This is a genomic window from Nitrosomonas limosa (assembly GCF_054188085.1).
The window spans coordinates 1,680,733-1,703,666 of sequence record NZ_CM135180.1; the positions used below are offsets into that span (position 1 = coordinate 1,680,733).

Genomic DNA, 22,934 nt, shown 5'->3' on the forward strand with positions numbered 1-22,934 from the left:
ATGTACGGAGTTTTTGGTGAATTTGCTCTTCTGCTACTGATGTCCGCTGCCGCGGGAGCTGTGTCATTATGGCTGCGTCAGCCGATGCTGATCGCGTACATCGTCATTGGTATCGTCGTGGGTCCCGCTGTGCTCGGTGTCGTTACAGCGCACGACCAGATCGACCTGCTGGCCCAGGTCGGCGTGGCAGTACTGTTGTTCGTTGTCGGTCTTAAACTCGAACTGCAACATATCCGCCATATCGGCCCGGTCGCGCTTGCCACCGGTTTGGGGCAGCTCGCTTTTACCATCATCATCGGCTTTCTCATTATCCTGGCGATGGGTAAGGGCTGGGTAGAGGCGCTCTATGTTGCTGTCGCGCTAACTTTCTCGAGCACCATCATCATCGTCAAGTTGCTTTCCGACAAGCGCGAGATCGACTCCCTGCACGGCCGTATTGCCGTCGGTTTCCTGATTGTTCAGGATCTCGCTGTCGTGATCGCCATGATGGTGATGAGCGCTCTGCGCAGCGATGGCGGTGAAGGATCGCTTATTGCCTTGGCCGGCTCTCTTGTCCTACGCCTTTTCATCGCAGTCGTCGGTATGTATTTGCTGATGCGCTATGTGTTACCCAAGGTTGTGGATCGTATGGCTCAGTCGCAGGAACTGCTACTCATTTTTGCCATCGCTTGGGGCACAGGACTCGCCGCACTTGGCGAATGGGCAGGGTTCTCCAAGGAGGCTGGTGCTTTTCTCGCCGGTTTTTCACTGGCGTCGACGCATTATCGAGATGCGATCAATGCCCGCTTGACTGGCATCCGTGATTTCCTGCTGCTATTTTTTTTCATCGATCTGGGTGCCAAGCTCGACTTCTCAACACTCGGCGGCGAGATCTGGCCGGCGGTGGCGCTGTCGTTGTTCGTACTAATCGGTAACCCGCTGATCGTCATGGCCATCATGGGGTATATGGGCTATCGCAAGCGTACCGGGTTTCTCTGCGGCCTGACAGTAGCACAGATCAGCGAGTTTTCGATCATCTTCATCGCTATGGGCATTTCGCTCGGTCATATCGACAACGGTGCATTGGGACTGACCACTCTAGTCGGATTGGTGACCATCGCACTGTCGACCTACATGATTCTCTATTCACATCCGCTCTACGAAAGGCTTGCCCCTTGGCTAGTTGTCTTTGAGCGTAAGCGTCCTTTTCGTGAACTGGCGATAGCAACGGAACGTCACGATCTGCATGAAGCCGATGTAATCGTGTTCGGTCTCGGACGTTATGGCAGCCGCTTGGCGCTGGGTCTGAAAGAAGCTGAACTCAAGGTGCTCGGTGTCGAATTTGATCCAGAAGTCGCGCGCAGTTTGCGGCGTCAAGGTCTACCGGTGCGATACGGCGATGGCATTGTCAGCGAATTCCTCGAGAGCCTGCCACTTAAGGATGCGCGCTGGGTAGTCAGCACCTTGCCGGATATGGCTTCGAACCGTGACCTGCTGCGCAGCCTGCGGGAACTTCATTTCGCGGGCGAAGTGGCAGTTGTTGCCCGCGATGAGTTCGACGGTGCCCCCTTGAAGAAGCTGGGTGCTCCAACCATTCTCTACCCAATGCGAAATGCCGTCGATTACGCCGTTGAAGCACTGACTGCGATCATCCGTCCCAAGGAGAACAAACCATGAAACCGCTCGCACGCATTCTTGCCGCCACAGATCTCTCTGCACCCGCTCGCCGTGCAGTGGCTCGCGCCTTCCGCCTCGCCGCATCTGGCGGCAGCGAACTACACATTCTGCACGCTTTGGAACTTGATGCCCTTGATGTGAGTCTGCGGGAAATGTTTATTGGCGATTCCTCAGCAATCAAGTCGGCGTTGACGGATGATGCTCGCGAGCATCTGGCTCGGCTGACCGCTGATCCGTCAATTCATCAAGGATTAGCCGCGTTGCCACGCGTTGTCGTTGGCAAACCGCTGACCGTGATCGCCGCCGAAGCTGATGCGCTGGATGCGAATCTGATAGTCCTGGGAGCACACGGAGAATCTTTTCTGCGTAACATCCTGCTCGGCACAACTGCAGCCCGCCTGCTGCGTAAATCAGCCCGGCACCCGGTGCTGGTGGTGAAACAAGTTCCGCATGAAACATATCGCTCCGTGCTGATTTCTGTGGATTTTTCACCCGCGTCGCTCCAGGCGATCCGCATGGCGAGGCAACTGGCACCAGATGCCGATCTTGTCCTGTTTCACGCCTTCGAACTGCCTTACGAGGGCAAACTGAGATTCGCGGGTGTCGATGAGCAAGTAATCCGTCAATATGTCAAAACCGGCTGTGAGAACTGCCGCAAGTGGCTGCACGATTTGGCAGCCGCTGCTGGATTGGCGCCGATGAAATACTCAGTACGGATCGTCCGCGGCGATCCAGCTCAGCAGATTGTCGCCATGGAACAAGAGGTTGATGCCGATCTAATTGTCGTCGGCAAACACGGCGTGCACATCACCGAAGAACTGTTGCTCGGCAGCGTAACCAATCATGTGCTGACGGAATCGCAATGCGATGTGCTCGTTATTTGCGATCCGCGCGGAGCGCCAGACCATTCGTCATAACCGTCTGATTTAATGCTCGGGTTACACTCACCATGCCGATTTTGATCCGGGCAATCTATAACGCAGTTCATTAAGGACTATTAGCAAAATGAATCAGCGGCAGATTATTTTTACGCCCGGAAAAAATCCGAAACCACCAGCCGATCAACATCGACGGCTGTTATGGCGTTCATTGCTGGAAGGTGTCCGCCGCGCCGAACCTGAAGTTGCGATGGATCTCAATCAGCATCGGGATTGTTTTCAATTGATTGCTTGGAACTACATTTATTATCAAGAACATAAGGACATCAGCAGCGAACTTGAGTGGATTGATGCATTAATCCATCAGCACGGCCCTACCGAAGCGGATATTCAAGAAGCGGAAGCTTGGCATCGCACACTGGATCGTTTCCTATATACCATTGTGGATCACGCGCCCTGCTTACTGCATTTGACTCCCGAAGCGCTGAGATCAGCTGCAAGCGAGACAACAAGATATTTCCATAATAACAATAATATTGCCAGCGAAATCCGCGAGTTGCTAAAACGGCAATTGCGCCCGCTATTAACCGATGGCGGTAAAGTTTTGCTGATCGGCCATAGTCTTGGCTCGGTCATTGCTTACGATACGCTTTGGGAGCTATCGCACCTTGAACAGCTACCAGGCAAAGTCGATTTGTTCCTGACCATCGGCAGTCCTCTGGGCATGAATTATGTTCAGAGGCGGCTGATGGGGAACAATCAACCAGGACCAAAGAAATATCCGATCAATATCCGCCGTTGGGTAAACATCGCTTCAGTGGGAGACATTACTGCGCTAGACAGGATTTTCGCCGATGATTTTGCGCCGATGCTGGCGCTGGGATTGATTGATTCAATCGAGGATCATTGCGATGGAATTTACAATTTTTACCGCAACAATGATGGGTTGAATTGCCATCGTTCCTATGGCTATCTGGTAAACCCCGCAGTCGGTACAGTCATCGCGGATTGGTGGCAGCAATCCACATGATTCTCAGCGCTGCAAACTGTAATTGCAAATGGGCAAGAAATTTTTAGTCCCGGCTCTCATCGGATTGGCGATTGCCTGGGCAATGACCGGGATCACGTCCCGGTTGTATGAATTACGTGATGCCGACCCGGATCGCGGTGCTGTTACAAAAGGCGCCGATAAATTCGGTGGCCGCTTTTCGCAGACGATCTACCTCGACCAAGGTTGGTCTGCCGCTGATAGCTTGTGGTTTTACAGCGTCACCCAAGGTTCCAATTTATTGCCTTATAGTTTTTTTCTAGCGCTTGAGCAAGCGGACTCTACGGCTTTGTTCCGCAGCAATGAAAATATGGATCGGTACGGTTATCTTCCGCAGCGGCCAACTGCCAGCAATCCGGACGGTCTCCCTGCCGGTATGGTACGTGACGGATATCAAGGCAAAGCCTATATGGGATTCACTTGCGCGGCTTGTCACACCACTCAAATCAATTTCCAGGGTACTGGAATACGTATCGATGGCGGACCGGCAAATTCCGATATGGAAACCTTCATGGTAGACCTGGCAGCCGCTCTTTACGTTACTCTGGAAAATCCTGAAAAACGGGATCGTTTTGTCGCGAATGTGTTGAAACGAGACCACTACGATAACGCCAGCGATATTTTGTCCGATCTCAAGAAATACGCCCAGCGCATTAAAACGTACACCATCATCAACTCACCGCGAGATAGCAAACGCCCGCTGACACGCTATGGTTATGCCCGGCTGGATGCATTCGGACGTATTTATAATCGTGTGTTGGAACATATTATGAGCGCGCAGCAACTACGCGAGTTGCTGGCTGACGTTCTGTCCGAGGATGAACTGGCAACAGTCCTGTCCAATATCGAACCGGTTTTGAGCAGCCAAGATCGCGATCACGTGATAGAAAAAACTCAAAATTTTTTAACCGACAAACAATTGATCCGGCTACGCAACAAAATCTATAACCCGGCCGATGCGCCTGTCAGTTACCCTTTTCTCTGGGATGTTCCGCAGCATGACTATATCCAATGGAATGGCCGGGTTGATAATAGCGGATTAGGACCCATGGCTCGCAACGCCGGGCAGGTCATTGGCGTTTTCGCGACATTGGATTGGCAGGAAAAGGACGGCTTCACTTTATCTTCGGTATTAGGCGGACAAGGATTCGGTTCTAAACATATCGACTTCCAGTCCTCAATCGATATCCGCAATCTGCGCCGGGTGGAAAATCATTTGCGCAAATTAACTTCCCCGTCATGGCCTGAGCATATCCTGCCGCACATCGACAAAACACGAATGGCTCGAGGCGCGGAAATTTATTCGGAGTACTGCGCCGTCTGCCATAGCCTTATCAATCGCACTGACCCGGAAAGGCGGATTGTCGCTCGAATGATCTCGGTTCATTCGGTTGGGACAGATTCAAAAATGGCCACAAACGCCATAGGTTTCGCCGGTTATAGCGGCATCCTAAAAAATCAGTATGTGAATGTCAGCACCGGAAATATTTTATTGCAGCAACAAGCACCCGCCGTGGCATTGCTCACTGCTGCAACCCGCAACGTCGTTACCACCCCCGATAGCGACAAATGGTTTATCCGGCGATGGCTCGAGCGATCGTTCGATTTCGCCTACACCTTTTTTGATAATGAGGTGCGATCATCTTTAAAGACTGGCAACTATACCCCCGACAGCACCGTATCCCCTTTTGCATCCGCAATGGCCTATAAGGCCCGGCCTCTGAACGGTATCTGGGCGACAGCGCCCTATTTGCATAACGGTTCTGTTCCAACGCTCTATGATTTGCTATTGCCTAAAAAGCGTCCCGGCGATCCTGATGACGGTGAATATCGGCCTGACGAATTTATGGTCGGTTCGCGTGAATTCGATCCCGAAAAAGTGGGTTTTAAGACAACGGGATATCAAGGATTTCTATTCCGCACCCATATTTGGGGCAATTATAACGAGGGCCATGAGTATGCATCCGGACGGACACCGCTACCTGACGGTTCCATGCTTCCAGCTCTGAATAAAGAACAACGATTGGATTTGATTGAGTTCCTTAAGTCGCTTTGAGAAATTTACAACATCGCGATGTTGCTTTTTTTCAGCGGGGTAAATTTTTGAACAGCGATCGCACTTTCCATTGATGCAGTAGCAACGCTAAGATCCAGTTTCCTAAAGACCATACGACTTCTGCTTGTTCGATAGTTTCTTCAACAGTGTCTTCGAGAGAAATACTTTTTCCAGCAGGAATAATTTTGAGCCGGTTATTGGCCGCAAAATCCATAATGAACTGATAATGCGTTTTGTTGATAATGCTTAACGAAGTTCGCACTCTAACAGCAATCTTGCCCTCGTAGATTACCGGTTGCGCGTAATCGGAATACTCCCAGCGCCCCTTCTCGTTATAGCTTGCAAGCGCTCCGCAAAGCCTTTCCGACCAATCACTGGGCCGGAATGTCCGGTCCTCGGAAGTGATTCCTAAAATCAGCCATTCTTCTGTCATTATTTTCATAGTCAATACACATAGCATCCAAGAAACTTGAAAGGAAACAGATTTACTTGAAATTTCCTTTTAAATACGGATATTTATTTCGGCAATATCGGTAAAATATTTATAGCGCTTAATAAGCGGAACTAAACTTGGAATTAATCAAGAAAAATAAAATCTGATAACCACCTTGCTACAAAATTGAGTGGGTGCGTTCCCCCGGTTGAGAAGAAATCTTGAAAAATAGCTAGAATGTCCCATTAAGATGTCGATTTTTTTAACTACATAGCATGTATACATCCATGAACGCGGTATTCCGAACCTTCACAAATTTCAGATTTGTCATGACCCTGACTTCCGTTACTTGGCTCAGTGCATGCGCGAATCTTCCTTATTATGCGCAAGCGATCGACGGACATCTGGAAGTTCTGCGCCGGGCGCAACCGATCAGCACTATTATCGAGAATCCGGATACCGATCAGAATTTGAAAAATTCGCTAACCAAAATTGTTCAATTGCGGAAATTTGCGAGCCATGAATTAAAATTGCCGGATAACCGGAGTTACACCAGTTATGCGAATTTAGAACGCCCCTTTGTTGTCTGGAATGTTTTCGCATCCCCGGAATTGTCGTTTCAGCTCAAAGAATGGTGCTTTCTGAAAGTCGGCTGTGTTAATTACCGCGGCTTTTTCTCTCAAGCCAAGGCGGAACGTTACGCTGAAGAACTCAGAAATGAAGGTTATGATGTCCATGTTGGCGGAGTCCGCGCCTATTCCACGTTGGGTTGGTTCAGTGACCCGGTGCTCAATACTTTCATAAGCTACTCTGAAATAAATCTCGCACGGTTGATTTTTCATGAGCTGGCGCATCAAGTTGTCTATGTGCCCGGCGATACCGTCTTTAACGAATCTTTTGCGACAGCGGTCGAACAAGAAGGCATTCAGCGCTGGTTCGCTCATAACGGCACTGTATTGCAACAATCAGCATTAAGTGCTCGTCGAGAACGGGAAACAATTTTCACCAATCTGATTTTCAAACATCGCAAACATTTGCAGGAATTATTCCAATCGGACCTCAGCGAAGCCGAAAAGCGCGCTGAAAAAGCACGGATATTCGATGAATTGCGAGCTGAATTTTCTGACTTGAAAACAAGTGATCCAGAGTTCAGCCTCTATGATTCATGGTTCTCCCAGTCATTGAATAATGCGCTGCTGGCCACGGTTTCGATTTACTCTCAATTGGTGCCGGCATTTCAGGCGATTCTTGTGCAAAACGACCGCGACATGAATAAATTTTTTGATGCGGTCACAAAAATCAGTAAACTTCCAAAAGAACAAAGAAATTCAGTTTTACAGAAAGCTTCTGAAGACCAGCGGCAATGGACGATCGTTGAACGTTAATCCCCGGCCAGTCGATACTCTATTCTGTTAGTTATTACACAACTCATTGTAGGAATCTAAATGTCTGAAACGACCCAACATGCCCCTGCCCCACCCGGGCCGGTATCATTTTGGGAGGCTTTCCGATACTGGCTTAAGCTTGGTTTCATCAGTTTCGGCGGGCCGGCCGGCCAAATCAGCCTGATGCATCAAGAGCTGGTCGAACGACGGCGTTGGATTTCTGAACAACGCTTCATGCATGCGTTGAACTATACGATGGTGCTACCCGGCCCGGAGGCTCAGCAGCTGGCGATTTATATCGGTTGGCTGATGCATGGCACTTGGGGCGGAATTGTTGCCGGCGTATTATTTGTATTACCGTCGCTGTTTATTTTGATAGCTCTGACATGGATCTACTTAATTTACAGCGAAATTCCAGCAGTTGCCGGAATTTTGTACGGCATCAAGCCAGCGGTAACTGCCATTGTCATTTTCGCAGCGTATCGTATCGGTTCCAGAGCCTTAAAGAACAATCTTCTACGCGTTATCGCAATTTCAGCTTTTGTCGCGATCTTTGTTTTTAATGTTCCCTTTCCTTACATCGTGTTGTCTGCTGGATTGATTGGCTATTTCGGTGCTCGTTTCATGCCGGATAAATTTCAGGCCGGCAAGCACGCCATCGATTCAAGCCATCGCTACGGCCCCGCAGTAATCGATAACGACACACCGGTTCCCGAACATGCTCGCTTTAAATGGAGCCGTTTTATTGCTTTTGCGATGATTGGACTCACTATCTGGTTTGCGGTAATGGCTTTGTTATCGGTTCAATATGGCTGGAACGGCACGCTGACACAAATGGGCTGGTTTTTCACCAAAGCTGCGCTAATGACGTTTGGAGGCGCTTATGCAGTTCTGCCCTATGTTTATCAAGGAGGCGTCGAGCATTACGCTTGGTTGAGCGCAACGCAAATGATCGATGGATTGGCTTTGGGTGAAACCACACCTGGCCCGCTCATCATGATCGTTGCTTTTGTGGGATTTGTCGGTGGCTGGACCAAAGCGCTTTTTGGAGCCGATCTGTTATATCTAGCAGGGATTGCCGGTGCAATGATCGCCACGCTCTTTACGTTTCTGCCTTCATTTATTTTTATCTTATTGGGCGCTCCTGCAGTCGAGGCTACCCGTCACGATGTCAAATTTACCGCGCCGCTGACAGGTATCACCGCAGCCGTGGTTGGCGTTATTGTAAATCTGGCGGTTTTTTTTGCTTACCATGTGCTCTGGCCAAACGGCTTTGGAGGACCATTTGAGTGGTTCTCAGCCGTGATTGGCGGCATCGCGTTTTACGCTTTGTTCAAATATAAAATTGGAATGGTTACGGTCATCGGCGCTTGCGCAGGCGCAGGACTGGGTTATTCCATTCTGATGACTCATTTTTTGAGTAATTAAACTCGTTGCATTCGCAATTATCTTTTCCGCATTTGCAGAATAAATTCCTGGAATATTGTGTCTCTTTTATAAGACACGCCATTGCTGCGCGATCGATGCCGGTGTATTGAGAAACTCTCAAATCTAAAGAAAACAAAATAACGTAACGTTAATTAGCAATATTTGTTATGTCACTATTAAGACAAAATGTCATTATCCATTAATACCAACTTGGGTGCGTTAAATACCTCACGGTATCTATCAGCAACCACCACGGATTTGAGTCGCTCCTTAGAGCGGCTATCATCCGGCATGCGTATTAATAGCGCCAGAGACGATGCAGCCGGTCTTGCAATTTCTGAACGAATGACCGCCCAGATACGTGGCTTGAATCAAGCTACCAGAAATGCCAATGATGGCATCTCTATGTTACAAACAGCTGATGGCGCATTGACTTCCATGACTTCCGCATTGCAACGTATCCGTGAATTATCCATCCAGGCCGCGAATTCAACCAATAGCCTTGCTGACAAGAAAGCGCTTCAGGAAGAAACCAATCAGTTAATTCAAGAACTAGAAAAGGTCTCGACAACCAGCACCTTCAACGGGGATAGTATTTTTGACTTTTCCGGAAGCAGCGTTCTCGGAGACTCTAACCAGCTGGCTGTCGTCTACGGTCTACAATACGGCTGGCTGGAAGAAGCGGAAAATATGATACAGCAGTATTTCGGAATTTCGGCGGATGGCGCTGATATGAATATCGAATTGACAACATTCACCGATGGCGCCGGTGGCACTGCGGCCCGGGTTGTTGGTTCGATACCAGGCACCTATACTGGCAAAGCAACGGACGTCAAACTCCAGATCGATATGAGCGATTTCACACCGGCCAATCTGCCAAACGGTGGTAATGCGCCATTTTACAATGATCGAATTATTGCGCATGAAATGGTACACGCCGTGATGTACCGCAGCATGAATATCGGCTCGATGTTCAATCCAACGGTTGATCAAACCTGGTTTCTGGAAGGTGCCGCCGAATTTATCCATGGCGCCGATGAGCGCTTGCAGGCTTCGATAAGCAGCGTCGGTATTGGCGGTGTTATGGCTAGAGCTGCGACTTTTGGTTCGGCAGGCGCATCGTGGGGAGGATCATCGGATGATTATTCTGCCGCTTATACAGCAGTCCGCTATCTGCATCAGGTCATTAAAGATAACGGTGGTTCGGGTATCAGAGATGTCATGGTTTATTTGAACCAGAATCAAAGCGCCACCTTAAATGATGCAATCAGCGCCGCTACCGGCGGCTTATATGCAAATGCCGATGCTTTTAATGCAGACTTTGTCGCAAATGGTGCGGCCTATATTTCAAGTATGAACCTTACAGACAGTGATACCGGAGCAATCGGCGGATCAAATGCCGATGGCGGCTCCGTTAAAACTGCCGAGAGCGTTGTCATCGATACCGGTTCGCGTGGCGGAACCAATCCGACCAGCGGATTCAATGAAATCTGGGAAGATATCGAAGCAGCAGCAGTCGGAAACAACAAGCGTCTGCAGGTCGGTGCAAATAAAGCCGAAACACTGGATATCAGCATGGGAGCGGTCAACACGGGCGCACTCAGCATCCAAGATCTGGATTTGATCAACAATGCCGGTTTTACGACTTTTAAAGTAGATCTGGCTCTCAATCACATTAACGAAGAGCGATCGAAAATCGGCGCACAATTGAACCGTTTGCAATCGGTCATTACCAACAATCAAACCAGCGTGGAATCCGCAACTGCCAGCAAATCACGAATACAAGATACCGATTATGCAGTTGAAACAACCTCACTTACAAAAACACAAATCATGCAGCAAGCTGCCACTGCGGTGCTGGCACAAGCGAATTCTTCCCCGCAAATGTTGTTAGCGCTCCTCTCTTAATCCACCGGTTTCGATTTCCGAGACCCTGATCCTGAACCTCAAAATTTTTTACACTCAATCACTTAAGCATAAAGTAGATTACTTGTCATGCTTGAACTGATACACTAATTCCAGTATCACAGATAAATTACGCATTGAATTGTTGATCGCGTACCGCTGCTATCTCTCTGATGGACGAGGAACTAATCATGACAAATTTCAATTATAAAAGACGTCAATTCCTACAATATGTAGCAGCAGGCACTTTTGCCGCAACAATCCCGGGATTGAGTTTTGCGAGACGACAGGGAAGTAACATGACGCCCAATCCTTCATTCAAGGCCGATGTAGAAATTGCATTGAATGCGCAGACTTCCGATGTTTCCATATTACCCGGTCCGCTCACGCATGTTTTTAAATACACTGGCAAACTGCTTAAAGGACCCCCATCTACGCTTAAAGAGTTGCCTGGCTATTTAGGTCCTGTTCTCAATTTTGAGCAAGGTCAGAAAGTTCGGATCTATTTCAACAATCAATTACCGGAGCCTTGCATTACGCACTGGCACGGCATGCATGTTCCCCAACCGATGGACGGACACCCGATGTATGCCATCCATCGGAACGAACAGTACTTATATGAATTCGAGGTAACCAATCCAGCCGGTACCAACTGGTATCATTCGCATACCCACGAGCTAACCGCGCCGCAAGTTTATCAAGGCTTAGCGGGACTTATCACGGTTTCCGATGAGAAAGAACGGAAATTAGGTCTGCCTAGCGGCGAATTCGATATCCCGCTGATTATTCAGGATCGCAGCTTCTCCAGCGGTAATCAGCTTCGCTACATACTAGGCATGCACCAAAGAATGCGGGGATTTCATGGAGATGTCATTCTCGTAAACGGACAGAAAGACTATTCCATTCCGGTAAAAACCAGAGCCTATCGCTTGCGCATCCTGAATGGATCAAATGCACGGATTTATAAACTCGCATGGAGTGACGGCACTCCGATCACTGCAATCGCAACCGATGGCGGATTACTGGAAAAGCCGCAAAACTTACCCTACGTGATGCTTGCCCCCGCTGAGCGCGTAGAATTGTGGATTGATTTCAGCGGCCGCAAACCAGGCTCTGACATTAGATTGCAAAGCCTGGCTTTTGGCGACTCCAATTCTCATATGGGAGGCGGCGGCATGCGAGGAGGGATGCGCCGTGGCATGGGAGGCGATGGAATGGGCATGATGGGTGCTCCCTTTGGCCAGGATGAAACAATCACCATCGCAAAATTCCAGATCGCCGAGCAGATCAGCGATTCACCGAAGTTACCGGAAACACTTATCCCCATACCGCGTTTAACGCTTCAGGACCTCACCCACCCTGACAAAGTCGTTCCAATCGCTATCGGCATGCGGCACATGTCGTTCCAGCTAAATGGCAGAACATTCGATATGTACGATTACATGGAATCCGAGCAAATTCCGGTTAATTCCATTCAAAGAATTAAGATATTTCATGATAATCGGGGAATGGGCGGTGGCATGCGCCGCGGTGGACGCGGTGGAGGCATGGGGATGATGATGTCGATGCCGCATCCCATCCATCTGCATGGCCAACAGTTTCAAATCCTATCCCGGACGCAAGCTCATCAGGATAGCGGATACGAAACTGTGAAACACGGGCTTATCAACAGCGGTTGGAAAGATACCGTTTTGGTGATGCCGGGAGAAGAAATTGAGATAATCAAACCGTTTAATGATTTCAAAGGCTTTTTTCTTTACCATTGCCACAATCTCGAACACGAGGATATGGGTATGATGCGGAATTTCTATGTTAGCTGAGAGAATTTAACGCGAGGCAAATCTAAACGAGTTCATTCAATGAAGCCAGCAATCGTTTAAAGCGAGGCTCTCCCGGAGATAGTTCGTTTGCCGCCATAAGACTGTTGCGCGCTTCCTCAACCAGGTCGGGTGCAGCGCCGTTTTTCTGGATATACGCAATAATCACATGCGCCAGATTCAATAATACCCGCACATTGGACGGCATTGCAGCACGAGCTTCACGCATCGCGCAAAGTGCTTCCTCATATTCCCCTTTGCTAACCAGTAACACGCCACGATTCATCACCAGCATCGCTTCCTGGCGCGTAGCCTCAATCAACTGGCTGCCTTCCTCTTGCATGCCAACTTGCTCGAAGATATTTGAAACATCTTTATGCAACGCCGGGTTCTCGGGATTATTTTTGATTTCGCTTTGCAGTAGCCGGATGGCTTTCTCCTTATCCCCGGCGACCAGCAATAAATGAGCCACCTCCAGCGATTCCTCGCTCGATAAAGCACGCTCATCTTGGTTAGGCAACGATTGGTCCAACTCTAAAGCGAGTTGCGCGGCTTTCCCCACGTCTCCCCTCTGATGATGAATTAATCCCGCAGCCGCCAAAGACCTGCGGCGAACGTCATCGCCATTAACATTCTTGGTGAGCTGACCCAGCACCCGCAGCGCTTCATCGGGATTATTTTTTGCATTGCATACTTTGACCAGCCCCAGATAGTTATCCGCTTTCTTCAGTACTGAATTCTCACCCAGAGCGATGCTCTTCCGGAAAGCGCGTTCGGCATTTTCCAACTTCCCAAGTTTTAGCGACAAACTCCCCAAACTTTGTTGCCGGTTCACAGAATTGGGTGACAGCTTAGCTGCACGTTCCAGTACATCATTGGCCCCTTCCAAATCATCCAGTGCTTGTAGCGTTTGCGCCAAGAGATCATGGGCTTCAATATATGCGGGATTGATTTCAATGGTCTCTTCCAACAGCGTCTTGGACTGGTTCAATTCGTTTTTCTTCAGAAAGATTCTTGCCAATGCCACTTTGGCCCAGGGCAATTCGCGCTTTGAAAGAATTTCTTCCAATAAATTTTGAGCCCGATCCAGTTCCCCGGTCATCCATAACAGATTGCATTTCGTACGCAGCAAATCAGCCGTATTCGCTTTATCGGATACCAGCTTCTGATCACATAAATTCAATGCTTCACTATAATCAGAACGTTTGATCGCCTGGTGAATTTCGGCAAAAGCTTTCTTTTTTAGGCAGATCTTTTCCAGCCGTGTGCACAAATTCATTTCTGTGACGGGCTTAATCAAATACGCATCGGGTTGGAATTCCGCCGCACCGGTGACAGCTTCTGCGGCTTTTTCCGCGGAAATCATTACCCACAAACAAGAAGGTCCAATGAGCGAAAGATACTTTGCTTCCTCAAGTACTTGTTGGCCATTTTTCCCCGCGCCTAAAACCAGATCGCACAAAACCACATCAAATCGCACCTTCTTCAGAATTGCAATCGCTTCTTCACCCGTTGCAACCATATGCATTTTTTTAACATCGGCGCCCAGATTGCGCAAAATATCGCGCAGGATTGTACGCATTTCCTGATAGTCATCGACAATCAGAATATTTTTTCCGGAGAGATTCAAGCTAACGGGAGAAAAATTGGTAGGACTTGTAATCATGCTTTCAGACCTTGAAATTTATTAAGGAAGGAACAGGAGAAAACAAGCGCCCTTCATAGGCCCCCCGTTTTCCAGCTTCAATTTTCCCGCCACGCCATGGTTCCGGTGCATTCGTGCAACCTTGGCTGAAAAATAAAAACCCAATCCAGTACTATTCTCCAAGGGATCAATGCGGTGAATGAAATTACCATAGTTATCCTGCAGCATTGAAACCGGATAACCGCACCCATTATCTTCCACGCTCAGTAACAACTGCCCCTCTTTCGCTTCGGCGACGATACGAATACGGTCTCGGGTATAACGGATTGCATTATTGATGGCATTGCCGATAACCGCATTAACCAGGTCCTCGTCAAAATACCAATGCAGCTCCGGATTTACATGGGCTTCAAGGGTAATTTCACGAAATCGCAGTAAATCGGAATATTGCGCAACAATACCGCTTATAAAATCCCTTAGACTGATATATTGCACATCCAAAGGATAGACTCTTTGTCCGAATTGATAGAGCGTCAACAATTGCACCAGGTTATTGTTAACGCGTTTTGCTTCGGCATTCACTCGTACCAGTTCGGTATGCGCGGCGAGTTTCCTGGCATCGGCATTCGCCAGCGCTTTATCCAGGCTGTTCAATAACAGACACACCGAATTTTTAGTATCATGAATCGAAGATACCAGGAAATTCATCAGATCCGGTTCAGAGGAAAAACTACCAGTGTCCGGATTGTTGTTCTCAGATACGCTCATTTTGAAATACTGTAAAACCAACGTCCTCATCATTTTTCATACGCAGCTTAACGGCAGCGCACATCGAATCTGTAGTTTTACAATCAAAATCAGAGAGTTCTATGGCAAACGATAAACCACCCCGCGCTTCCTGAGATCGTTCAAAATTTGAATGCCGCCCTGAACAACCGTTTCGGGTTGCGGATGATTCATTTCCGCGGCTACTTGATGCAACAGCATCAACCCGGACTTGACTTTATTTTCACCGATCAACTGCAGTAAACGCGCTGCTATTTTATTGATCTCAATAAACTGCACATTGAATTCCCGATCCCGGTAAACGATCAGATTCGTCTGTGATGCGCCCGCCCTATCCGGCTGAAAATCCGCAGTTATCCGGTGAACAGGAAACGAGTAACACAGTAACCACGCTAACGGCGAAACTGCCGGGATTCCGTCCAGTAAATCGCCAGCAGCATCGGCTTCAACCTCGATCAGGCTTTCATCAAAAATAGCAAGCGCCAGCTCCACCCATTCATAATGCGCCAACTCGAACAGAAAAGGCGGATCGTCAGCGCTGTTCTTTCGTTCAGACTCGAGGTATTTCAGAAACTCCCGGGGTATCTCCGGAAACAAAGGGGTTCGCGACACATGATTGGCAAAATAATCCCGGATTAATGCATACCAATGATTATCCGGCAGAATCTTCCGCAATACCGGAAAGGTATTGGCAATTAAATCCTCCACGTTGTTATAAAACAGCTCGCAGTAGATTTTCATGCGCCGTGCCTCGACGGCTTGTGGATGCGGATTTTTTTCCGGATCACGAATGTGCGCTGCAAAGGCATATTGCTGGCGCACAAAATCCGGCCGGTCAGGCGTGTTGTAAGTAACCGCCCGTTTCATTGCGCCATTTGGTTTGAAGCGAATGGATCGTTGCCACTTCACGCAACAAATCAGCGATCGGTGGAATATTGAAATCGCGCTCAAGCAAGGTTGGAATAACACCCAAACGCTGATAGGTTTTATCGAGCAATTGCCATACCGGATCGATGACGTCGGCACCATGCGTATCGACGATTAAATCTTCAGCTTCCTTAAAATGTCCGGCCACATGAATATAACGGATACGCTCAACCGGCAACCGCTGTAGAAACGCCTCGGCATCGTAGCCATGATTGACGCTATTGACATAAATATTATTCACGTCCAATAGCAAGTCACAATCAGCTTCCTGCAGCACCGCATTGATGAAATCGATTTCTTCAAGCTGCTTTCCGGGTGCGGCATAATAAGAAACATTTTCGATTGCGATACGTTGTTCAAGAATTTCCTGAACTTGCCGGATACGGTTTGCCACATAATAGATAGCTTCCGCGGTAAACGGGATTGGCAGCAAATCATACAAATGGCCGTCATCACTGCAATAACTCAAATGTTCGCTGTAAATGCGGATATGATGATCTTTCAGGAAACGTTTAAGCCGGTGCAAAAAAGCTTCATCAAGTGGCGACGGACCTCCGATTGACAATGACAAGCCATGGCAGATAAAAGGAAATTGCTCGGTTAACTCTCGAAATTTGTGACCATAGCGGCCACCGACACCGATCCAGTTTTCCGGTGCAACTTCCCAGAAATCGACGACGGATTGCGTGGCCTGATCCGCCAGCGAACTCAACATCGAACGCCGCAGACCCAGACCCGCGCCATGAACAGGAAATGATCGGCTGCTCATGGTTTGCATCACTTATTTTTTAGAAGAACCGCATTTGCCTTCGCCGCATTTACCTTCTTGTTCGGCTTTTTTACCGCCGCACTTGCCTTCCATGTTCTGCTTCATTTCAGTTTTACCGCCACATTTACCTTCGCCGCATTTACCTTCCATGTTTTGCTTGGATTCCTTGCCGCCTTCCTGCGCCGGTTTATTGGCGCTGCTGGCATCGGCCAATTGCATGTAACCGCCAGATAACTCATTCATCGCAAACGGATTGGCATTGCTATCCGCCAACAAATCGCCGGCGCCAAGACTGGTAATCAATGCGGCACTGACTGCAAGTGAAACTGGTTTAATTGATTTTTTCGCCATCTTAAATCTCCATAAAAAATTAAATTAATGACAATCGATAATAATAACGCCGGACTAACACAAAGTTCGTTCAATTCTTCAAAATCTGCAGCTTTCTCGCGCTATCGCGTTATTGTATCAATCTCCGGTATCAATACCAGCGGCATTTAAAGTACAAAACACATTTTTCTACTGACGGGCACCTTTCAAGGATAATGCTAGTTAATTCACCGAGCACGATCAGATGCAAGGCGGATGGGAGCACAAGGAACGAGACATATCAATACGATAGACGTGTTTCTGAGAACCATCCAGCACAACAAACCGTCTGCGCAAACAATTAATCGGCGCTTCCCTAACCTATCTTTCTTTTTTTGAATGCGCCTCTCTGATAAACTCAGCGCTTCGAAAATTATTATAAAAATACGCCTGCTAACTTAAGGAGTTCCGAATGTTTGACAAACCCAACCAGATTATTTTTTATCTCAATGTAACCAGTCTTGTTTTTGGTGTATTCGTCGCACTAGCAACCGATTTCGCAGTGATCGGGCTGATCTTTGCCAGCTGTGCGGCGCTGCTGATTGTCGACCAAATCAGACAAAACAAACTAGCATTTTCCATCCCGGAATTAAAAAAATTACTGACCGTACATGATACCTGCGGGAAAAAAGCCACGCTGACACAAACACAAATGACCACCGCGTGCCATAGCGACAACTCGGAGTACTGGTTCAAAAATATCCGCGCCATCGGCAGCATCAGCAATTTCCGCATCAATAACAACGAACCGGCCGAACAAAGAAAAGAAGGCGAAAACTATCAGATTTGCGTAAAGTTCCCCCCCGGACTAAAAGCTACTGACGGTACCGATTTAACCCTCACCTACGAATACGAAGGCGCTTTCACTCAAAACGAAGGGATTCTTACCCATGTCGTCGACGACGATACACGCCGCCTCCATTTGTCGGTCGCACTGCCTGCGGGACGCGCGCTGTCGACCGCCCGCTTTTTCTGCATTCATAATGGCAAAGAAGAGGCATTGTTACCACCCGTAATCTCCGGAAACACAAGAATCGAAGCCGATGTTGAAAATCCTAAAAGAGGAGCGGAATACTGCCTGCAATGGAAATGGGAAGAAGAAGGCTTGCTTAAGAAAGTCAGTTGTCTTTTCTAGATTGCCTTCCTTATCCAATTCAGTAACAAAATCAAATAAATCAGCCCAGACTGGATAAAATATCCAGTCTGCAAGAATCGCACACCGTTGCCACTACAAGCATCGATATTTAAGACCATTGAACTTACTTAAAGCTCTCGCCGCGGTCAGCAGCATGACTTTCGTATCGCGCATTCTCGGTTTCGTGCGCGACATCCTGATCGCGCGGATTTTTGGCGCGGGTATGGCAACCGATGCATTTTTCGTCGCATTCCGCATTCCGAATCTGCTGCGGCGGTTATTTGCCGAAGGCGCATTTTCGCAGGCTTTCGTTCCGATCCTCGCCGAATATAAAAATACCCGTACGCATGAAGAAACCCGCAGCTTGATCGATCACATCGCGATGCTGCTTGGCGTCGTTTTGTTTATCGTCACGGCTCTCGGTATCATCGCGGCACCGTTCATCATTTACGCCAGCGCCCCGGGATTTTCCGCAGAGCCGGAAAAATTCGATTTAACCGTGCAATTGTTGCAAATCACCTTTCCCTATATTTTGTTCATTTCGCTGGTGGCATTAGCCGGCGGTATTCTTAATACTTACGGGAAATTCAATGTACCGGCCATCACCCCGGCGCTTTTGAACTTGTCTTTCATCGGTTGCGCATTATGGCTGACACCCTTGATCGATCCGCCGGTTGTGGCGCTTGCTTGGGCGGTTTTTATCGGCGGCATTTTACAATTGGCGTTTCAAATTCCATTTTTGCTGAAACTCAGGTTAATGCCGCGTATCCATTTCCGTAACCCGGATACCGGCGCGTGGCGTGTCATCAAACTGATGGGGCCGGCCATTTTCGGCGTTTCGGTCAGCCAGCTAAGCCTGCTGATCAACACGATATTCGCCTCGCTGCTGGTAACCGGCAGCGTTTCCTGGATGTATTACGCCGACCGGTTGATGGAATTCCCTGCCGGTCTGCTCGGCGTCGCGCTCGGCACCATTTTGCTGCCGTCGCTGGCAAAACATTACAGCACCAACAGCAACGACGAATATTCCCGGCTGCTCGACTGGGGCCTGCGCATGACCATGCTGTTGACGCTACCCGCCGCACTGGCACTGGCATTGTTATCAGTACCGCTGATTACCACCCTGTTTCATCACGGCGCTTTTACCGAACATGATGTTTGGATGACGCGCGAAGCATTGGTTGCTTACAGCGTCGGCTTGCTTGGTATCATCCTGGTAAAAGTGCTCGCGCCGGGTTTCTATGCCCGCCAGAACATCAAGACGCCGGTCAAAATTGCAGTTATTACATTGGCTGCCACGCAGTTGATGAACCTTATCTTCATTCTACCGCTGCAACATGCCGGGTTGGCATTGGCGATTGGGCTCGGCGCTTGCCTGAACGCCGGATTGTTGTTTTACCAGCTACGCAAGCAAGCGATTTACCAGCCGCAACCGGGCTGGTTGGTGTTCTTTGTAAAAATACTGCTGGCGCTCGCAGTCATGGGAACCGTGCTATGGCTCACCGCAGGCAGCGACGCCGCCTGGCTAACCGGCTCGGCACTGTCCCGCGCCACGCAACTCAGCGGCGTGGTTTTAGCAGGCGCAATCAGCTATTTCGCCGCACTCTGGCTGCTCGGATTCCGCCTGAAAGATTTTACCCAGCGACAGACGTTGTAATTCTGTCAGCCAGCTTACTCACTGGTCAGATCTGAATCATTGTTACTGTTCGTTATAGTTTCCAGAAATTTCCTATCCCCTTTAACTGCAACGCAATCTATTGATTGGAGGCCGATAACACTTGCTCCCATTCCAGTAAGTATCATTGATCAAATCGAATCAGAATTCAAAATTGACTGCATCGCCACTCTCAGCGCTAACCCCACAAACACCTAAAGTGCTTGAAATCCCTTCTTGATTCGTTTAACTTCTTAAGCATCGCCAATCAAGCCGTTTTTGCCATCACAAGGGCTAGCGTTATGTTCAATTTAGGTTCCATGCTCAATCTGGGTTCGACCGATCCGGTCATCGGACGGGCGAATACGATCATATCCTGTCCGGCGGCTGAGTTATTCCGCTTTCTCGGGGACGGCCTGTTTGACAATTACCCAAAATGGTCGCCGGAAGTCAAAGAGCTGGAGCAGTTGACGCCGGGACCGGTCCGGCTCGGCACCGAAGGCCGGCAGGTGCGCGTCGATCAAGGGCGACGTTCGGAGTCGAAGTTTAAAATTTCAACCTTCGAGCCGGGGCAGCGCATTACGCTGGTTGGCGTATCCGATCCATTCCGCTGCACTTACGAGTTGCAGGAAATCAATCCGTCGCAGTCAACCAAGCTGACATTTTCGTTCGAGTTGCTGGAAATTCTGGCGATTATGCGGCCTTTCGAGGGATTGGTTCGGGTTGCTATTAAAGACGGCGCGGACCGGACAGTGCAAAACATTAAACGCTTGGTCGAAGCGAAGCCATCATGAAAACGCCCGTTCGTCCGCAACCGCTTTGGCTGATGATTTTCATTTCAATCGCTTAATGCCCAAGGAGAACTGATGACACAAGATACCTCTTCCAATATTCAGATGCCGCGCGTCGATGATCGTCCGGTATGGGATGTGGTGTTCGCGGTTTATGGTTATCCGGCATTATTGCTGGCGCACCGGCTCAAAGTGTTCGCTTTCTTGGAGGATAACCCGCGCACTCTGACAGAGATTTGCGAGGCGCTCAACATCAAACCGCGTCCCGCCGAAGCGATCCTGACCGTCGCCGCCGCGCTGGGTTTCTTGTCGCTGCGGCAGGAACGTTACGCGCTTACTGCGGTGACGGAAGAATACTTACTGCAGAAAAGCCCCAATTACTTCGGTTTTCTCTGGGATTTGATGATCGACAATTATCAAGTCTGTTCCTTTGAAAGTTTGCAAAAGGCTATTCTGACCGATTCGCCGCAGACATACGGCGGGGGCAGCATTTATCAATCGCACGAAGAACAGATTGAGTTACTGCATCGTTTCACCAGCGGCATGCACAGCATGAGCATGGCTTCAGCCCTGGTTTGGCCGGGAGTTCTGGATTTTTCCCGGCACCGCATTATGCTGGATATCGGCGGCAGTTCCGGCGCGCATTCGATCGGCGCGGCTTTGCGATTGCCTGATCTGCAGGCGATTGTTCTGGATTTTCCTCCGGTATGCGAAGTGGCCGAAGGGTATATTGTTGAATATAACCTGCAAGAGCGCATTAAAACCTGCGGCGCGAATATCTGGAATGATCATTGGCCATCCGCCGATCTGCATTTCTTCTCCAACATGTATCATGACTGGCCGCCGGAAAAATGCCATTTTTTGACCGCAAAAAGTTTCCGGTACTTGGAATGCGGCGGGCGTATCGTGATTCATGAAATGTTATGCAACGACGATAAAACCGGTCCGTTTGCTCCGGCTGCCTTCGGCATGATGATGATGGGCTGGACCGAGGGCAAGCAATATTCGGGATTCGAATTATCGGCGATGTTGCAGGAAATCGGCTTTACCGACATCCAGATTCACAAGGCATTCGGTTACTACAGCATCGTGACCGGCCGCAAACCTTGAACTGGCGCGGTTGGAAAATTAACGACCGGTGACGATCTGCCCGGCCAGATCGTTTGCCAATGCCATTAATGTTGGAGCGTTTTCCAGTCCATCCAAAAACCGTTGCGGAATCCCAGACAAACCAGCCTGCGCCCCAACCAATGCGCCGGTCAGGATAGCGCGCGCCAAATTCTGCCCGCCACCGTTGACCGCATGCAGTACCGCGGACTCAAAATCGCTACGGAAGCGGGATGCCAGATAATACGCGGCGGGCAATTGATGATAAATGGCGCACGGCATCCCGTACACCACCGAAACTTTCCACGCCGGTTCAATCGAAATCGCGGGATCGGCGGCCGCCGCCGCGATGCACGAAGGCGTCAATAACGCATCCGGCGACGCGAAGCGCCCGGCGCGCGGTGGATCGGGATCTCCCGGACGCGGCGGCTGCAGATCATCCGCCGTGACGGCATGAAACGGCAACTGCCCGGTTTTAACCAACTGCATCAGTTTGCCGGACAAGGTTTCGTCCAGCGCGTGTCCTTGCACCAGCATACCCAGTACAGCGGCATAAGCCACCGTCATCGACAGCACGGTATCGTCGATTTGTGTCAGGCGTGCGTTACCGGCAACAGCGACAGCCAATCGATTGGGTTGCAACGCGTAACGGACGGCAATTGCCAATGTGCGCTCGATCGCTTCGGTGGTGTCGGCATGTCCGCCCGTTTGCCCCCACGGTAATTGTTGTTCCACCCGGCAGCGCCAGGCATGCCGGATCGACTGGCTGGTATAGCCGCCCGGCCCGCAGACCGGTGTTCCATCGAGTAACGGAAAAAGCGCTTCGTCCAAACGGCGGCAGAAATCGGCTTCATCGTAGCCGTTGTGCTCGACGAGGGAATGCAGCATCAGTGTCAGGATGAATCCGGCTTGCGACAATTGACCGGCTCTGCAGCCGCTGTGATAGCGGTTTGGTTTGGGGTCGGTGTAAGTAGTAATCCAATCACCGTAATCGCGGCGCATTTGCGCGAGATCGTAATACCAGTGCGGACCGAGCGCCAAAGCATCGCCGATGAAAGCGCCCATGATCGCACCGGCGGCACGATCCCGGATCGCGTTGTTTATCATTGCTCTTCTCCGGTGGAATCCGGTTAATCGACTGCTAA

General features: G+C 49.4%; 19 protein-coding genes. 12 read left to right on the forward strand and 7 right to left on the reverse strand.

What is annotated here, in order from left to right; genetic code table 11:
• The 4 genes from ACV7NC_RS07705 (at nucleotide 1) to ACV7NC_RS07720 (ending at nucleotide 5,638) form a co-directional block, all read left to right on the forward strand.
• Nucleotides 1-1,656: a cation:proton antiporter gene (locus ACV7NC_RS07705; RefSeq protein WP_458151942.1), complete on the forward strand. Its 1,656-nt coding sequence runs from the start codon at nucleotides 1-3 to the stop codon at nucleotides 1,654-1,656.
• Nucleotides 1,653-2,573 carry a universal stress protein gene (locus ACV7NC_RS07710; RefSeq protein WP_458151943.1) on the forward strand — a complete coding sequence of 307 codons (921 nt, stop codon included), beginning with the start codon at nucleotides 1,653-1,655 and terminating at the stop codon, nucleotides 2,571-2,573. The genes ACV7NC_RS07705 and ACV7NC_RS07710 overlap by 4 nt, the downstream gene beginning before the upstream one ends.
• Nucleotides 2,574-2,661: 88 nt before the next feature.
• Nucleotides 2,662-3,564, forward strand: a complete 903-nt coding sequence (locus ACV7NC_RS07715) for a hypothetical protein (protein WP_458151944.1) — start codon at nucleotides 2,662-2,664, stop codon at nucleotides 3,562-3,564.
• A gap of 28 nt (nucleotides 3,565-3,592) precedes the next feature.
• Nucleotides 3,593-5,638, forward strand: coding sequence for a di-heme-cytochrome C peroxidase (locus ACV7NC_RS07720; protein ID WP_458151945.1), 2,046 nt, complete (start codon nucleotides 3,593-3,595; stop codon nucleotides 5,636-5,638).
• Nucleotides 5,639-5,669: 31 nt separating this feature from the next.
• On the opposite strand, the gene ACV7NC_RS07725 is transcribed toward ACV7NC_RS07720, so the two are convergent.
• Nucleotides 5,670-6,080, reverse strand: a complete 411-nt coding sequence (locus tag ACV7NC_RS07725) for a DUF3579 domain-containing protein (RefSeq protein WP_458151946.1) — start codon at nucleotides 6,078-6,080, stop codon at nucleotides 5,670-5,672.
• 320 nt (nucleotides 6,081-6,400) lie between these two features.
• Between ACV7NC_RS07725 and ACV7NC_RS07730 the strand changes: the two genes are divergently transcribed.
• The 4 genes from ACV7NC_RS07730 to ACV7NC_RS07745 all read left to right on the forward strand — a co-directional run bounded on the left by ACV7NC_RS07730 (nucleotide 6,401) and on the right by ACV7NC_RS07745 (nucleotide 12,609).
• Nucleotides 6,401-7,456 carry an aminopeptidase gene (locus ACV7NC_RS07730; RefSeq protein WP_458151947.1) on the forward strand — a complete coding sequence of 352 codons (1,056 nt, stop codon included), beginning with the start codon at nucleotides 6,401-6,403 and terminating at the stop codon, nucleotides 7,454-7,456.
• 60 nt (nucleotides 7,457-7,516) lie between these two features.
• The gene (chrA, locus tag ACV7NC_RS07735; RefSeq protein WP_458151948.1) at nucleotides 7,517-8,884 is read left to right on the forward strand and encodes a chromate efflux transporter; all 1,368 of its coding nucleotides are present in this window, start codon (nucleotides 7,517-7,519) and stop codon (nucleotides 8,882-8,884) included.
• Between the two features lie 186 nt (nucleotides 8,885-9,070).
• A complete protein-coding gene (locus ACV7NC_RS07740; RefSeq protein WP_458151949.1) occupies nucleotides 9,071-10,792 on the forward strand; it encodes a flagellinolysin in 1,722 nt (573 codons plus the stop codon).
• A gap of 188 nt (nucleotides 10,793-10,980) precedes the next feature.
• On the forward strand, nucleotides 10,981-12,609 hold the full coding sequence (locus ACV7NC_RS07745; protein WP_458151950.1) for a multicopper oxidase family protein: 1,629 nt from the start codon (nucleotides 10,981-10,983) through the stop codon (nucleotides 12,607-12,609).
• A 22-nt stretch (nucleotides 12,610-12,631) separates the two neighbouring features.
• Here ACV7NC_RS07745 and ACV7NC_RS07750 read toward each other — a convergent pair whose 3' ends face one another.
• From ACV7NC_RS07750 to ACV7NC_RS07770, 5 genes are all read right to left on the reverse strand, one after another.
• Nucleotides 12,632-14,272 carry a response regulator gene (locus ACV7NC_RS07750; protein WP_458151951.1) on the reverse strand — a complete coding sequence of 547 codons (1,641 nt, stop codon included), beginning with the start codon at nucleotides 14,270-14,272 and terminating at the stop codon, nucleotides 12,632-12,634.
• Between the two features lie 21 nt (nucleotides 14,273-14,293).
• Nucleotides 14,294-15,019, reverse strand: coding sequence for a sensor histidine kinase (locus ACV7NC_RS07755; RefSeq protein WP_458151952.1), 726 nt, complete (start codon nucleotides 15,017-15,019; stop codon nucleotides 14,294-14,296).
• Nucleotides 15,020-15,118: 99 nt separating this feature from the next.
• Nucleotides 15,119-15,904, reverse strand: coding sequence for an HvfC family RiPP maturation protein (locus ACV7NC_RS07760; RefSeq protein WP_458151953.1), 786 nt, complete (start codon nucleotides 15,902-15,904; stop codon nucleotides 15,119-15,121).
• On the reverse strand, nucleotides 15,873-16,733 hold the full coding sequence (locus tag ACV7NC_RS07765; protein ID WP_458151954.1) for an HvfB family MNIO-type RiPP peptide maturase: 861 nt from the start codon (nucleotides 16,731-16,733) through the stop codon (nucleotides 15,873-15,875). Before ACV7NC_RS07765 ends, ACV7NC_RS07760 begins: the two co-directional genes overlap by 32 nt.
• 12 nt (nucleotides 16,734-16,745) lie before the next feature.
• Entirely contained in the window at nucleotides 16,746-17,084 is a 339-nt protein-coding gene (locus ACV7NC_RS07770; protein WP_458151955.1) for an HvfA family oxazolone/thioamide-modified RiPP metallophore, read from the reverse strand.
• Between the two features lie 430 nt (nucleotides 17,085-17,514).
• On the opposite strand from ACV7NC_RS07770, the gene ACV7NC_RS07775 reads away from it, so the two are divergent.
• The 4 genes from ACV7NC_RS07775 to ACV7NC_RS07790 all read left to right on the forward strand — a co-directional run bounded on the left by ACV7NC_RS07775 (nucleotide 17,515) and on the right by ACV7NC_RS07790 (nucleotide 21,792).
• Nucleotides 17,515-18,237, forward strand: a complete 723-nt coding sequence (locus ACV7NC_RS07775; protein WP_458151956.1) for a hypothetical protein — start codon at nucleotides 17,515-17,517, stop codon at nucleotides 18,235-18,237.
• Nucleotides 18,238-18,355: 118 nt separating this feature from the next.
• A complete protein-coding gene (murJ, locus tag ACV7NC_RS07780) occupies nucleotides 18,356-19,894 on the forward strand; it encodes a murein biosynthesis integral membrane protein MurJ (protein ID WP_458151957.1) in 1,539 nt (512 codons plus the stop codon).
• Nucleotides 19,895-20,193: 299 nt separating this feature from the next.
• The gene (locus ACV7NC_RS07785; protein ID WP_458151958.1) at nucleotides 20,194-20,685 is read left to right on the forward strand and encodes an SRPBCC family protein; all 492 of its coding nucleotides are present in this window, start codon (nucleotides 20,194-20,196) and stop codon (nucleotides 20,683-20,685) included.
• Between the two features lie 72 nt (nucleotides 20,686-20,757).
• Nucleotides 20,758-21,792: a methyltransferase gene (locus ACV7NC_RS07790; RefSeq protein ID WP_458151959.1), complete on the forward strand. Its 1,035-nt coding sequence runs from the start codon at nucleotides 20,758-20,760 to the stop codon at nucleotides 21,790-21,792.
• A gap of 18 nt (nucleotides 21,793-21,810) precedes the next feature.
• Here the strand turns inward: ACV7NC_RS07790 and ACV7NC_RS07795 are convergent, their stop codons facing one another.
• Entirely contained in the window at nucleotides 21,811-22,896 is a 1,086-nt protein-coding gene (locus ACV7NC_RS07795; RefSeq protein WP_458151960.1) for an ADP-ribosylglycohydrolase family protein, read from the reverse strand.
• Between the last annotated feature and the right edge of the window lie 38 nt (nucleotides 22,897-22,934).